Origin of the sequence: Dysgonomonas sp. 511 (assembly GCF_010501105.1) — a bacterium.
GTDB lineage: Bacteria > Bacteroidota > Bacteroidia > Bacteroidales > Dysgonomonadaceae > Dysgonomonas.
Genome location: NZ_QVMQ01000004.1, coordinates 81,694 through 96,457 on the forward strand (window position 1 = coordinate 81,694; position 14,764 = coordinate 96,457).

A 14,764-nucleotide genomic window follows, 5' to 3' on the forward strand; every position below is an offset into this window, starting at 1 on the left:
GCATTACCGCTAAAAGGGAAGCAACTGATATGTAAGTCAGTCATTAACAGAACGATATTTTTAAGTTAAACAAGTAGTTGGTATAAATAAATATAAACATTTTTTTCTATCTTTGCCTTTTATTAAGAAGACAATACGAGGTAGTACTTAACAAACATTTTATGAAAACTACAACAAAATTTGGGCTGACAGCTTTGTTTTTTCTATTGACGCTGTGTTCTATTAATGCTCAAAAATATTACCGCTACATCAACGACGAGCGAAAGTTTGAGTTTGGTGTGAGAGGAGGTTTCAACTTTTCGAGGGTAAACAATTTCGAAAGAGCCCCTTTGAGCCGCCCGAAAGACAAGTATATAGGGCATGCGGACAATGTAAGGAATAAAATAGGCTTCAACCTTGGGCTAACCTTCGATTATCACCTCAGCAAGAAAGTTTACCTGCACTCGGCGCTCGACTTCCTTAACAAAGGAGCCAAGTTCGATTATGTCGACGATAAGGCAATAGAAGACCGCCTGGTAAGGTTTGACGATTCTCGTTTGGTGATGATGACTTTGCAAGTTCCCATCCACGTTGGATTTAAAATCAAACTGTCGGATCCTTTCCAATTATCTATACACGGAGGCCCTTACTTTGCCTATGGCATCAGTGGAAAGTTGGAAAGAGGCGAAACAATGGCAAAATGGACAGCAGGCGGAGAATATGTAGAAATGCCGCTGAACGAATGGGCTACCATAGAAAAAGGTATTGCCCGCGAAGCCGAAACTTACCACGATACCAAAGGGTTCAGGCGTTTCGACTTCGGTCTGGGATTGGGTATTTTACTGGAACATGAGTCGAGAGTAAACCTGGGATTCAATTACGACTTCGGTATGCTGGATATTTCGCGACAAGGAGATAAAGTAAAAACAGGTTCGGGTTTCATCTTTGTAGGATATAAGTTCTAACAACTCTATACTACACTATAAGTTACGAGCCGGAAGAATTTTATCTTCCGGCTTTATTTTTCAATTAAAATCAAATATCTTTATCTATATATTTTTTTCGGATTGCTCAAGATTATGGATAAATACTTATAGAAAGGAAAAGTAACAATAAGAAAAGATGCAAAAGGTGTTACATGTGTTACTTTTTGGAGAGATACAAGATACCGGTAGACGAGTTAACGAGTTGGGTGCTGATAAAATATAAACTTGTATCTCGTATCTTGTCTACTTGTATCTAAAAATGTTACTTATGTTACTTTTTAGATGATTAGAAACAGTATTCTGAGAGCTGAGAAACATTTTTGAAAAAAATATTGAATAATCTGTAACCTAAATAGGACTTGTGTAGTCATATTCTATGAAAACAGATTAATAACAATATAAAAACTAGAATTATGGAAGATTTTATGGATGGTTTGATCCCGATATTAGCAATCGTTTGCATCTTCGGATTACCTGTAATATTAGGAACTTTTTTGATAGCAAAATACATCGGAGCCAAACGAGCTGAACGCATGGAACTGGTAAGACAAGGTATTATTCCTCCCGACTCAAAACAATCGACTCCGAACAAATACCGTTCGCTGCGCAATGGGTTCTTGTGCATCGGTGTAGCCTTGGGACTAATTATAGGTATAATACTGGATGTATCGTTCTTTTCAGAATCGGATTGGAATTACCTGATTGTCTTATCCAGTGTACTGTTATGCCTGGGACTGGCTTATGTAGCGTTCTTTATGGCGGTGAAAGACAAAAAAGATTTCGACGAAGTAGACTAATATGAACGAAAAGCTACAAATACACAAAGTGCTGAAAGGAGATACTTCTGCTTTCGGCTACTTTGTAGACACATACCAGGATATGGCTCTGACAATAGCTTACCGTATTTGTGGCAATAAGCAGGATGCAGAAGATATTGTACAGAATGCTTTTGTAAAGGCTTTTCATAATCTACATACATTCAGATCCGACAGCAAGTTTTCTACTTGGTTTTACCGTATAGTTTACAATACTGCCGCAACCGAAACCCGCTCTTCGACACACAGCACCGAATTTGTCGATTATAAAGTAATAGACGCCGATGCTTCTTTTTCCGACCTGGACACAGCCGCCCAGATAGAGGAGAACGAAAGGAAAGAGATAGTAAACAAGACTTTAGAGAAAATGCCAAAAGATGAAGGCGTGCTATTAACCTTGTTTTACCTCGAAGACACTTCGGTGAAAGATATCGCTCTGATTACCGGATTGACCGATGCCAACGTAAAGGTAAAGCTTCACAGGGCGCGTAAAAGGTTTGCCGACGAGATAACTAAATTTATGAAAAGCGAAAGTGCTTGATTACAAAACTTTTTATACATTTGAATTATGGACAAAAACAATATACAACCATATGATGACATGATGAAAGATCTTCTGTCGGGCTCTAAAATGAAAGCTTCCGAAAATCTTAAGTTCAGAATCATGCAGCAGATAGAAACGGAGAAGGCTTTGGCTCCCAAGAAGGTATCTAGTGCCCAGCCTGTTATCAATAATATGTTTGCCATCTTCGGGATAATGTATGCTATTATAGGCATATTGGGCTTCTATATCTACTCTTCGGGAGGAATGGATGCTTTGTTGTCTGTCAAATTCTTTGTTCCAGCGTTGTTTGTCTTCGCTATTTGCGGCATGTACTGGATGCTGACTGCTTATGATGAAAGGAGAAGGAGCCGCCAGAAACAAGATTAGGAAACTGACGTACTTTTCTAAGTATAGAAAAAATAGGCTTTTAATCAATTGATTTACAAGTCTATTTTTTCACTTTGGTGACTCTGGCGGGAATCGAACCCACATCGAAGGAACCGGAATCCTTTATTCTATCCATTAAACTACAGAGCCGTAGAAAATCACCACAAAAATATAAAATAATTCGTAGGTTTTGCACCCTAACGTCAATAATTCAATGATCGCCCTTAAAAAATGAGGACTGCCCGATATCACATCCGACAGCCTCCAACCTTAATCAAAATCCTATGATGTGTAAAAAAGGATCAATTTATTTAACATTCTGCACTATGCTATCCACATTCCAGCCCTTCACCTCAATCTGTGGAACAACTCCATTCTCAGGGTTGAACTCTACGACTACCGTCTTAGGTGTACCTGGCATTACAGATACATAATTGTCGTCGTAGAATGCTGGTAGGATACGCTTTCCTGTCTTCGAATCGATGAGGGATACCCTATTGAAGAAAGTAACCGGATTGCCTGCCGGATTGGTAAGAGTGACCTCTATCTTTCCCGGAGCGATAGCCTTTGCCGTGAATGATATCTTGGCCTTAGCCATCTTATTCAGCCCGGTATATTTACCTTCTGCATTAGGATACCAGTAGAAATTATCGCTCAGTTGCTTACCATTCTTGTCGAGCAATTGCAAATAGAGGAACCCTCCGTCAGCTTTCAACAGGTCGTCAAGCATAGCCAACGGCACAATTTTCTTGGCATCCGAAGCTGCGATATAGGCCACTTCCTGGTTCAACAAGGTCTCTTTACCCTGTATATCGTAATACTTGGCAATCAGCATCATATCGGTAATCGGCTCGAATCCGTTGTTCACTATCATTGTCCGCTTAGTCACAGGATTGCACATGATATGCACTTTCTCACTTCCTTTGCGCAAGCCAAACAGGCAAGCATTAGGGTCGAGGTAATAATCGTACATCTGTCCACGCATAGATGTCCACGGGTTTTGCGTCTTCCAGATGATAGTGCCGGTGTACCACTCCCACATATGTGAACTGAACCCTTCCATCAATGCACGGTATTGATTATAGTTCACAAGCTGAGCCTTTATAGCAAAATCCTTGATATCTTTCGGTTCGCCATAAGGTACGATATGTCCTTCGTAGCCAACACCGGTATAGGTATGATATGTCCATACAGAATCGACTTCTTCGTTGAACTTCACATTCGGGTTGTATCGTGGCGGAATCATATTAGCCTTAGGCATAAAGCGCTCCAACGATTCGTAATCGCCTACTCCTACCGAGCCTACCTCGGAGTTGAATGGCCATGTCTGGTTTTCCCAGAACGATTCTATTGGCTGAATTGTATAAGGACCGTCGCCATTACCACCAAGGAAGTTGTAAGACCACTCATCGGAATTGGAATAATCTATAAACCAGCGTGTTCCGTCCAGCCTAGGCAATATAGAGTCTCTGAGAGGAATAAGGATATCCTCAGGCGGCATAATCTCGTTGCCACCGCACCACATTGCCAGCGACGGATAGTTGCGTATCATCTTTATCATATCGGCAGCCGACTCAAGCACAAGCGCATGATTATCCGGATATTTACGGCGAGTCCATTGGTCTTCAGTTTTCAGAGGGTCGAGCCAACGCCCGTTACAGTCGCCCGAAAACCAGAAGTCTTGTATCACCAACATACCATACTTGTCGCAGGCTTCATAAAACTCAGGACGTTCGGTCAATGCTCCTCCCCAGATGCGTATCAGGTTGAGGTTCATATCCCTGTGATAGCGTATTTCTGTATCGTAGCGCTCGTTGGTAAAGCGAAGCATGGCATCCGAGATAATCCAGTTGCCCCCTTTGATAAAGATACGCTGCCCGTTTACATATATCTCCTTGCTGCGGGTAAACGGATTCCATTTAGTCTCTATTTCGCGCACACCGAATTTAATATCTTCGAAGTCTGAGGCTGTTTGTTTACCATCCTCTACAAATTCGAGCTTTATCTTATACATGTCCTGCTTGCCATACCCCGAAGGCCACCACAGTTTAGGATTCTTTATTGTATAATCCGGCAAGGTAACTTCTACTGTGCTATTGGCATCTACAGACACTTGTTGCGAAACAACATGGCCATTCAGAGTGTATTTTACGGTTCCCGAAATCTTACTGTTTCCTGCATTCTGTAGTTCTGTTGTTATCTTTACCGCCGCTTCCGACTGGTTTCCATCCGGCTTTCTTTCTCCCGGAACCAATGTTACTATATGCGGGTTCTTAAGATTTACAACTCCTGTTTTTTCAATATATACCTTATCCCAAATACCTGTATTGCGGTCGCGTATAGGTTGTATCCAGTCCCAGCCGGCAACATACTGGTGCGCCACGTTTTTGGCTATACGCCCGTCGCCGCCCTGTCCGCCGTTGGGCATACCTACAGGATCGGGCGGATAGACGATAACAGCCAGGCGGTTTTTGCCATCCTTAGCCAGCAGCCCTGTTATATTGAATGTCTTGCGAAGGAACATCCCTTCATACTTTTCCTTATTCACTTTCTGTCCGTTGAGGTAAATTTCGCAACTGTAATTTATCCCACGAAATGTAAGCCATACCTGCTCGTCGCCCTGCGGTTTTGCTTCCTGAAAATCTTTGGCAAACCAATATGTATAATACTCGCGTCCTGTATTATATATATCTGGTATCCGGTTGTTATTCATCCCATAGAAAGGATCGGGTATTTCTCCGTTCTCTAGTTGGGTGGTCAGTACAGTGCCCGGCACAACCGCTTTTTGCCACTTAGACAAAGAATAAGAAGCTGCCGATATTTTCGTTCCGGCATCCTTCACCTTTGCAGAAGGAATACATTTCCAGCCATCGTTCAGCTCGTAGCGGTTTTGTGCCTGTAAGATTCCAAGCGACACTAGCGACATTAAGATTATCAATGATATCCTGTTCATCCTAAAATTATATTTTAACTAAAATGTAATAAACTATACAAATCGTGAGCACTATCCGGTTCGGGTCTACTTCTTGTTTAAAACGAAAGGGTGACAATCGTTACAGAATCTATATGAAATCTCTCTGTCACCCTTTCTCTCATTACCTATCACCTAATACGCACTCTTTAATTTTTTATATTCTCTTTCAACCTTATTCCAAAAAAGTAACACATGTAACGCCTTTTTCAGCCTTTTTTCCTTGTTACTTTTTCTTTAGATACAAGTAAACAAGATACGAGATACAAGTTTATGTTTTACAGGAAACCAACTTGTTAACTCGTCTACTGGTATCTTGTATCTCCTCAAAAAGTAACACTTGTAACACATTTTCGTTACTTTTTTATTGTTACTTTCCCTCTCCCTCGTCATGGCTTCGCTCATAAGTCCCCCAAGGGGGATTAGGGGGCTTCCCTTTGGAGAGGCTGGAAAAGGCACCTTATATAGATAAAATTGCAGGAATAAAATCACAGACATGTTACTTTTTCCCAATTAAATCTACTCCACCCTATCTACTCTTTTATTTCCGTTGCATCCAACACATCGACAGTTGTACCCCACGAGTCGGAAGGCTTGTCGCCCATCACAAACTCTAACGTACCTCCCGATGCTATATCCGCGAAGCTGATATAATATTTGTCGTATGGCTTGCCGTTCAGGCTCACACTCTGGATATACTTGTTGGCGGCACTATTATTTTTAGCTACAATCTCAAATGTTTTCCCATCTTTCACCCTCACAGAAGCTTTGTTTACGATAGGGCTACCAAAGATATATTTACCTCCGGCCGGCTCTACCTGGTAGAAGCCAAGGGCAGAAAGTATATACCATGCCGACATCTGGCCTACGTCTTCGTTGCCCGATATTCCGGCCGGCTGGTCGTGATAAAGCTGAGACAATACCTCCCTTACCTTGTCTGCCGTTTTCCACGGTTGACCGATATACGGATACATATATAATACATGGTGGCTCGGCTCATTTCCATGTGCATACTGCCCTATCAGCCCGCTGATATCCGGCGAAGCATGATCGCCAAGATGCCCTTCGACTACAAATAGCGAATCGAGCTTAGTAACGAAAGCCTCCTTGCTGCCAAACAGGTCGAGAAGCCCTTGTATATCGTGAGGTACAAGCCAAGTATATTGCCATGCGTTGCCTTCTGTATAATCGTTTTCGCGGTGTACCGATTCGAATGGGTTGAAGTTTGGCCTGAACTTACCGTCAGCCGATAAGCCGCGCATAAAGCCTGTTTCTTTGTCGAAATAGTACTTATATGCCTTACTCCGGTTGAGGAAATACTCATAATCGTCGTTATGCCCCATTTCTTTGGCTACCTGGGCAATAGCCCAGTCGGCAATGGCATACTCCATACACTTCGACAAGCCTTCTTCTTCTTTTTCGTAAGGGATATATCCATACTCTTTCATGTACTTTATACCACGTTCGTCGAGCATAGCCGACTTTTTCATGGCCTCGTAAGCCAGTTTTTTGTCGAATCCGCCATATCCTTTCAGGATGGCATCGGCTACTACCGATATACCCGGATTACCCACCATACAATCGGTTTCGCATCCTACCAGATGCCACACAGGTAGTTTCCCCTGCTGTTTGTATATAGTGAGCATGGTATTTATGATATCGCTCATCTTTTCGGGATGAATGATAGTCATCAACGGATGTGCTGCACGGTAAGTATCCCACAACGAGAATGTTGCATAATTCTTAAATCCTCCATTGGTGTGCATTTGCCCGTCTGCCCCGCGGTAATCGCCATCTACATCGCAAAACTCGGAAGGCGCTATCATCGTATGGTAAAGGGCTGTATAGAAAGTACGCCTTACTGCATCGTCGTCTACATCTATGACAATCTTGTTCAACTCCTCGTTCCATGCTTTGTCGGCATCTGCTATCGTCTGCTGGAAATCCCATCCCGGAAGTTCTTCCTGCATATTCATCTTTGCATTTTCGATGCTGACAGGCGACAAGGCTACTTTGATATATAGTTCTTCTTTATCCTTTGTGTCGAACAAAGCCTGGCCAATCACGCCCACAGCTTTCAGCTCGATGCCTTCTTTTACGTCCTGCCCTTCGGAAACAATGAACTTTTTCATCGGTTTCGAGAAACGAGCCGTAAAGAATACACGCTGGTCGTTTGCCCATCCTTTAGAATAGCGGTATCCTGAGATAGTCGAATCATTTTCTTGAACGAGGTAGGTTTCTACCGGCTCGTCCCAGTTGATCTTGCTTTTCAGGTCGATTACAACCTTCGATTCTGTAGATTCGGGGAATATATATTTATGGAAACCAACACGCTTGGTAGCCGTAAGTTCCACATCTACATTGTAGCGGTCGAGATGCACTGCATAATAGCCAGCCTTAACTTTTTCTGTATTGCGGTCGAAGAACGAATACATTCCCGAATTAGGGTCTTTTATAACCCCTTTGCCCAATGTTGCATTACCCACTACAGGCATGAGGGCGATATCGCAAAGGTCGCCTATCCCCGTTCCATTTAGGTGCATATGGGTAAATCCCCAGATGGTAGAGTCGGAAATATGGTAGCCTGATACCCAGTCCCATCCTTCGGTTATATTTGTAGGGCCTAGCTGCACCAACCCAAAGGGTACATTGGCTCCGAGAAAGACATGGCCGTGGTCGCCCGTCCCAATATACGGGTCTACATATTGCGTCAGGTTTTGCAAGTTGTTATCCTGGGTTGCCTTATCAGTGCATGCGCAGAGCAAGGCTAAGGAGAGAATAAAGCAAGACGCTTTTTTTAGGTTCATAATATTAATAGTGTTATAGATTTTATTTTATACTGTTCAGTAAGTCTACTTTTCCTTCATCTACCAGTTTCAACACCAGTTCTCCGAAAAGGGTATTTTGCCATGCAAACCAGTCGCGTGTATATTTCGTAGCATCATCTTTATAGAAAGATTCGTGCATAAAGCCTGTGCCGGCATCGGTATCCATCAGCATTTTTATACAACCTTTTATTTCCTCATCGTTCTGGCTGGTGAAAGCTTTCATCATAATGCTCATCGGCCATATCATATTCAGGCTTACGTGCGATACGTGAGGGCCTCCTATCCCTTCTCCGGCAGCGCCCTTGAAGAAATAAGGATTGTCTTCGCTCCAAACAAACTTGCGTGTATTCTGATAGATAGGGTCGTTGATGTCCACATCGCCCAGATAAGGCATAGCAAGCAGGCTAGGCACATTGGCATCGTCCATCAGGTTGACGCTTCCGTAGCCGTCTACCTCGAAGGCGTAGATAGTTCCATACTTAGGATGGTTGACAGTAGCATATTTTTTCAACGCCGTTTCTACTTCTGTAGCCAGGTCGGAACATTCTTTCGCCAGCTCCGGCTTGTTGTTTATCGCAGTAAGTATTTCTGCTGCTTTTCGCAACGATGTTACAGCAAAGAAGTTGGACGGTACTAAGAACTGGTAGATAGAAGCATCGTCAGAAGGGCGGAATGTAGAAGCTATCAGCCCGACCGGTTTCACAGGGTTTCCCCATCCGTCGTTCACTACGGTATCGGATGCTTTGGGTGTTTCGCGTTGGAATTTATATGGCCCGAGGCTATCCTTGCGTTGTTGTTCTTTGAAAGTCTTTACGATATTCGCTATTGCTTTCAGCCATTCTTCGTCGAATACGCTGGTATCGCCAGTGGTTTTCCAGTAGTGGTATGCCAGGCGTATAGGGTAGCACAGTGAGTCTATTTCCCATTTGCGCTCGTGCAACTCAAGTTTCATGTCTGTCAGATCCGATTGCCACTGATGGTCGGGATTAGGGTCGTTAGGGTCGAGGAAGGCATTTGCATATGGGTCGATAATGATGCATTTGAACTGGCGGCGGATAACTCCTGCAAGCATCTTGCGCAGGTCTTCGTCTTTGTTGGCCAACTGCACGTAAGGCCATACCTGTGCCCCCGAATCGCGCAGCCACATGGCATGGATATCGCCGGTGTAGACTACTGTATCGTCTTTTCCGTTGGTAATGCGATGGTAGATAGTGGTATCGAGCGTATTTGGGAAACAGTTTTCGAACATCCATGCCAGTTTGGCATTCTTCAACAATTTCTTGATACGTACAATTTCGCTTTCTACTACTTGGGATTTAAACAACCGCTTCGACAATTCCGGACGGCGGCTGATATAATCATCATTCCTTACCGTAGTATTGTCTTGTACCAATGCAATATGAGAGGCCGGCAGATTGTCTGCCGCAATGGTGGCAGTACTCAAACCCAGACCTAAGGCTAAACAACCGAAAACTCTTTTTACTGACTTGTTTTTCATGGAACCAATATTTTTTGAGTATTATAACTATACGTCGTTTAATAAAGACACTTAAAGTACCCCCTACTACTATATTTGTTAATTATAATTAACAAATATCTGCTATTTTATTATTACCTCGTCGATAAAAAACCAACAAGGATGCCCTACCCCATAGTGCCAGTGCGGGCATATCTTAGTGCCCGTAATGTCTATTTTCACATAACGCGCATTCATCGGACTGTCGCTAGTATATGACAAATCTACAAATTTGACTTTTACATCACGGTCTTCGGGATTATCTATAGATTTAACCTTTTCGAAAGCTTCTCCGTCATCGGAAACAGAATAGGTGACATTGAGCGGCTGAAGTATCCATGCCCCCAGTTGATGAAGAAAATCTGTGCGTATCGTTGTAAACTCTTTCTTTTCGCCCAGGTCTACGATAAACGAACCGTCGGTGCCCTCCCAGCCGATCCAGCCTTCGGCAAAGGTCATGCCACCATATAGCCCATCGGTAAGCGCAGTTTCGCCCATCAGCGCATATTTGCCTGTAGGCGGCACCAGGTAGGTTATCTTTGCACCTCTGGACAGGTCATTCTCCTTCGATGGCAGATACCGTTTGCGGTAAAGTTCGCAATAGTCGGTTGGAGAATTATTCCTTTCGTTGAGGGTGGGTACATTAAAGAACTTTACGCGTTGTTCGAACAGTTCCAACTTTTTCAATACATCTTCCACATCCATATTGCTTTCGGTACGGGCAATATCAAGTTCGGAATATTGCAATGGCAAGCGCGAACGCCTTACGCGGGCAAGGCGGGTACTATCGCCGGCAACAGCAGCTTCGGCCTTGTCGAACAGGGTATTATAACGCCTCATCAGTTCGGGTTTGAGCATGCCGTTTTTGTGAGAGACAGGCGAATCGTAAATCCAAAGACGCTGCCCGCTACCAATCAGCGCGCCTTCCATCATCTTTGTATATTGGTAGATGTATGGTGCGGCATCGCCATAGTAACCATTCAGAAATACATGTGTCAGCGAATCGGTATCAGCCTGCGGATTCCACATAAGCTTGGCTGCGAGCCATGTCCGCATCTCGGCAAAGTCGCCGCCACGGCTGCTCGCTATTTGAGAAAAATGCATTGTCGCATGATTCTTCTTGAACAGGCGGATATTGTCGCCTAAGATATGGAAGTTGGGGAAAGGAACGAGATAGTTATCGAAATTGATACCATAGTCCCATACAAAGATATTGTCGGATATACGGCTCCATCCTTCCATTGCCGCCACAAATTCGCGCCCCGAAGCATTTTCGGTCAGCGATACTTCCCTGTCGCAGTCGATGCTGCACAACATTATATTTACGTTCTTTCGGGGTTTTACGTGTTTTGGCGGCTTCATTGTGTACAGATAGGCCAATGTAGATATTTCCTTATCAGGGAAACGGTCTGCCAGTTTGTTTACAAAATGAATAAGGCTGCCGGATAATGCACCTTCGTGTTCGTCTATTGCCTTGCAGTTGTCGCATTGGCAATTGGTATAGTTTCCATCGTTTTGGCTGACGGATATAATATGCTTACCGGGGTTTGCCCGGAAAATAGAATCTATCCTTGCAGAAACTATCTCCAGCACATCGGGATTGGTGAGACACCATTGACTGGCTTTGCCCGGATGGCGCTGCCCGTTGAAATAGGAATAATATTCGGGATGTTTTTCGCCATATATGGCTGATGGCAACAGTTTGTCGAAAGTATGCACCCAATAACCGGCTGCAAAAACTTCGTTTGGCGATTCCAACCTATTCCACAATTTATATATAGAGTCTGTAGCTAATGCATAATTCTGGCTTTGGCGGTAGCGGAAAGCCGGATTCTCGGAGATATCAATAACCGGCAAAACGATTGAGTGAGCGGGAGTAAGGGAATATTCGTTTTCGCCCCAGTAGCCAACTCCCATATATCTTTCGAGTAAAGTGACAACACCATATACCGAACCTTTGCCGCCTCCACTCGCTATGCGCAGTATTCCATCGGTATTTGTTATCCGGAAGCCATCTTCCGTTAAGTCGTTTAGTTTTATTTGTTTGTTCTGATTTCCATTACCTATTACAATATCATTTTTGCGGGCATTTGCGTTTTGCAGGACAGATAGTTCTGCTCCACTTATTCGTTTTACAAAATCCTGAAGCAGCCGTGCTGCTTTCTCAGCATCCGGGTTATCAGAAGAAAGGATAATCCGGCTGACAGGTTTCCCCTTATCAGTTATGGGCATTTGCGCTTTTACAGGGATGGATAAAAGCAACAGAAAGAAGGATGAAACAATAATGTGTCTCATGGTTGTTTGATTAAAAGATAAGAAGCTTTAGTAAAAGTAAAAAAAGAGCGGCGGAATAGCCGCTCTTTTTCTGTGAAATTCACTTATAAAGATATTATAAGCTATTATTTATCGAAGCGAATGTTATGCTCCCAGCTTTGAATTATTCCCGCTCCGGCTTCAGCATCGTGTCCGTTTCCGGTGATATCGGCAAATGTATTTCCGCTACCTTCATCCATTGGCAGATACAAAATTAGGTTCGGATTTTTCGGATTCACCGAATAGAACATATTGTTTTTGATCTGCGTTTGAGTTATTGCTGTTTTCCACAAACGCACCTGGCTTACGGCACACTTATCAGGGAAATAGGTAGCACCACTGGAAATCATTTGCAATTTATCGAAACGTACTTGTCCGCCTTTTGGTGCAGGTGGATCGAATTTGGTTTTTTCTTCACCATTCACAAATACAGTCAGCGTTGTACCATCGTAAACAAATGCCCAGTGATACCATTGCCCAGCGACAAGATCACTGGCAGTCTGAACCTGTCCTCCCAGCGTTTTTATCTGCAGGTAGTTGTATGGTCTATTTGCGTCACCAAAACGGATATAAATCTCATGATCGCCACTACCGGTATTGAACAATGCCTGATTGTTTTTACTATATGCCGACATACGTGCCCAGCACTCGATAGACCATTGGTCAACATTCAATCCCCAATTCTCTGTTGGAGCAGCGTTAACTCTTATGCCTCCATTCACACCTTTCATTACCGGCACTGATACGATAAGCGGTTTTGCCAGCAGATAAATGAAGCGTCCTTGGGAAGTTGATGTCGGAATATCACTTCCTTTCACATTGCCCAATTGTATAGGTAAGGCATATTGTTTTCCTTCTGTTTCGAAATCTTCGACACGGAATTTATAAACACTACTAATCTCTCCGGCAGGAATAGTTACCGATGCTCCTGCTGGCAGGTCGAAATCGGGAACCATATAGTATTCACTGTCATTAACCTTATTATATTCGTCTAACAGAGCCGAATTCAACTTAAGTTCCACAGTTACATCGTGGTCAACGGCTTTGGCCAAACGTACATTTACATTTACATCTACTCCATACTCCATAGTAAGAGTTACAGACTTGACCGATGAAGCGGCATCGCTCAAATAAACACTGTTTTCCTTTACCTCATATTCAGCATTATCGCACCCGGTAAACAACATACCCAATAATGCTATGGTAAAACTTAATATATAAATCTTTTTCATATTAATATTTTTTACAAGTTACCGATACAATTTTTTAAAGTTGTTCATCCGGTTCCTCCACAGGATTTTGTCTTTCGTAGAAGATACGGTACAGGTTAGTGATACCTTGACGCAAGAAATAATACTCCGGCGAACCGTCATAGTCTCCCTTGCCCTTAGGCATATAGTCAAATCCGGAACGATATAGTCCACATCCACCGATTTGTTGGTTATAACCATTCAGTGTATATACATACTTAGACATATCCAGGAATCTACCACCTGTATTGGCATAGCTCTCGAAGTTCTCGGTTGCAATTGTTCTGCGAATAACTTCTTCTCCGGTTATTCTTCCTGCGGCAATATGTTCGCTCATATCAGTAAGCACACCTGTCATACGATAATCAGACATACCTCCATAAGCCTGAAGAACAAAATAATCGATATAATAAGATACCCAATTTTTATCCATGCGGCCACCAACTCCAATTTCACCATCAACGATGTAAAGCAGTCCTGGTTTTGCAGGCTTTCTTCCATCACGGTCGCGACCTTCTTCTGTAGCACCGGCTCCAAACCAATAGCTCAGCTCTTCGACAAACATAGTTCTTTGCACTTTATTTTTCCACAGGTAGTTGCCGGTTCCACCACCGCCATTTGGCTCGTAGTCCCAGTCGAAACCATCGTATCCCGATTCTACTACCTGGTCGTAAATAGCTTCGGCATATTTACGTATTGCCGGTCTAAGTACAGCCTCATCCGAACTGTTGCCAATGCCTTCATAAATTGGATCGTCCGGAACATCTTCTCCTATCTTTGTACAGAAAAGAGTTACTACCACTTTCGTACCTTTCACTCTTTGTACATATTCCATATCTGCCTTACGGTCGGGGCTCAGGGCGAACTTAGGGTGTCCACCCCAGTTGGAGGCAATGGTCACGGAGTCAGGCAATCCTCTCAAACTGTTTTCTCCTGTAGGAGAAGTTCCTGTCCAGTTGTCGAACCAAACGAAAATCTGAGGAAGATTTGGAGTGTTTTTCCACTCGCGTAGCGCTGCATAATACTCGTCAGTCTTGATGGTATTATTCAGGTCTGTATTATTCAACGATTCTACTTCTTTCCAGTCGTCGCATCCTATAAAAAAGATACCCGCACAGAAGAATAAAGACGATATAATTAAATTTCTTATTTTCATAATCTCTTATTTTTACTGT

10 protein-coding genes and 1 tRNA gene are annotated in these 14,764 nt (G+C 43.2%); 4 read left to right on the top strand and 7 right to left on the bottom strand.

Going from position 1 to position 14,764, the window contains the following annotated elements:
- The first annotated feature begins 161 nt into the window (after positions 1–161).
- The 4 genes from D0T57_RS03065 to D0T57_RS03080 all read left to right on the top strand — a co-directional run bounded on the left by D0T57_RS03065 (position 162) and on the right by D0T57_RS03080 (position 2,711).
- Positions 162–944 (top strand): porin family protein, encoded by a 783-nt coding sequence (locus D0T57_RS03065; RefSeq protein ID WP_163270772.1) that lies wholly within the window; start codon positions 162–164, stop codon positions 942–944.
- 434 nt (positions 945–1,378) lie between these two features.
- The gene (locus tag D0T57_RS03070) at positions 1,379–1,762 is read left to right on the top strand and encodes a DUF6249 domain-containing protein (protein WP_163270774.1); all 384 of its coding nucleotides are present in this window, start codon (positions 1,379–1,381) and stop codon (positions 1,760–1,762) included.
- 1 nt (position 1,763) lies between these two features.
- Complete coding sequence (locus D0T57_RS03075; RefSeq protein ID WP_163270776.1) at positions 1,764–2,321, top strand: RNA polymerase sigma factor; 558 nt, start codon at positions 1,764–1,766, stop codon at positions 2,319–2,321.
- A gap of 27 nt (positions 2,322–2,348) precedes the next feature.
- The gene (locus D0T57_RS03080) at positions 2,349–2,711 is read left to right on the top strand and encodes a hypothetical protein (RefSeq protein WP_163270778.1); all 363 of its coding nucleotides are present in this window, start codon (positions 2,349–2,351) and stop codon (positions 2,709–2,711) included.
- A gap of 75 nt (positions 2,712–2,786) precedes the next feature.
- Here D0T57_RS03080 and D0T57_RS03085 read toward each other — a convergent pair.
- The 7 genes from D0T57_RS03085 to D0T57_RS03115 all read right to left on the bottom strand — a co-directional run bounded on the left by D0T57_RS03085 (position 2,787) and on the right by D0T57_RS03115 (position 14,745).
- Positions 2,787–2,861 (bottom strand) — tRNA-Arg (locus D0T57_RS03085).
- A gap of 157 nt (positions 2,862–3,018) precedes the next feature.
- Positions 3,019–5,664 (bottom strand): glycoside hydrolase family 2 TIM barrel-domain containing protein, encoded by a 2,646-nt coding sequence (locus D0T57_RS03090; RefSeq protein ID WP_163270780.1) that lies wholly within the window; start codon positions 5,662–5,664, stop codon positions 3,019–3,021.
- A 551-nt stretch (positions 5,665–6,215) separates the two neighbouring features.
- Positions 6,216–8,489: a GH92 family glycosyl hydrolase gene (locus D0T57_RS03095; RefSeq protein ID WP_163270781.1), complete on the bottom strand. Its 2,274-nt coding sequence runs from the start codon at positions 8,487–8,489 to the stop codon at positions 6,216–6,218.
- A 22-nt stretch (positions 8,490–8,511) separates the two neighbouring features.
- Positions 8,512–10,008, bottom strand: a complete 1,497-nt coding sequence (locus tag D0T57_RS03100) for a glycoside hydrolase family 125 protein (RefSeq protein ID WP_163270783.1) — start codon at positions 10,006–10,008, stop codon at positions 8,512–8,514.
- 102 nt (positions 10,009–10,110) lie between these two features.
- Complete coding sequence (locus D0T57_RS03105; RefSeq protein WP_163270785.1) at positions 10,111–12,321, bottom strand: DUF4838 domain-containing protein; 2,211 nt, start codon at positions 12,319–12,321, stop codon at positions 10,111–10,113.
- Between the two features lie 104 nt (positions 12,322–12,425).
- Positions 12,426–13,571: a DUF1735 and LamG domain-containing protein gene (locus D0T57_RS03110; RefSeq protein ID WP_185154614.1), complete on the bottom strand. Its 1,146-nt coding sequence runs from the start codon at positions 13,569–13,571 to the stop codon at positions 12,426–12,428.
- A 34-nt stretch (positions 13,572–13,605) separates the two neighbouring features.
- Positions 13,606–14,745, bottom strand: a complete 1,140-nt coding sequence (locus D0T57_RS03115; protein ID WP_163270787.1) for a glycoside hydrolase family 18 — start codon at positions 14,743–14,745, stop codon at positions 13,606–13,608.
- Positions 14,746–14,764 lie beyond the last annotated feature (19 nt).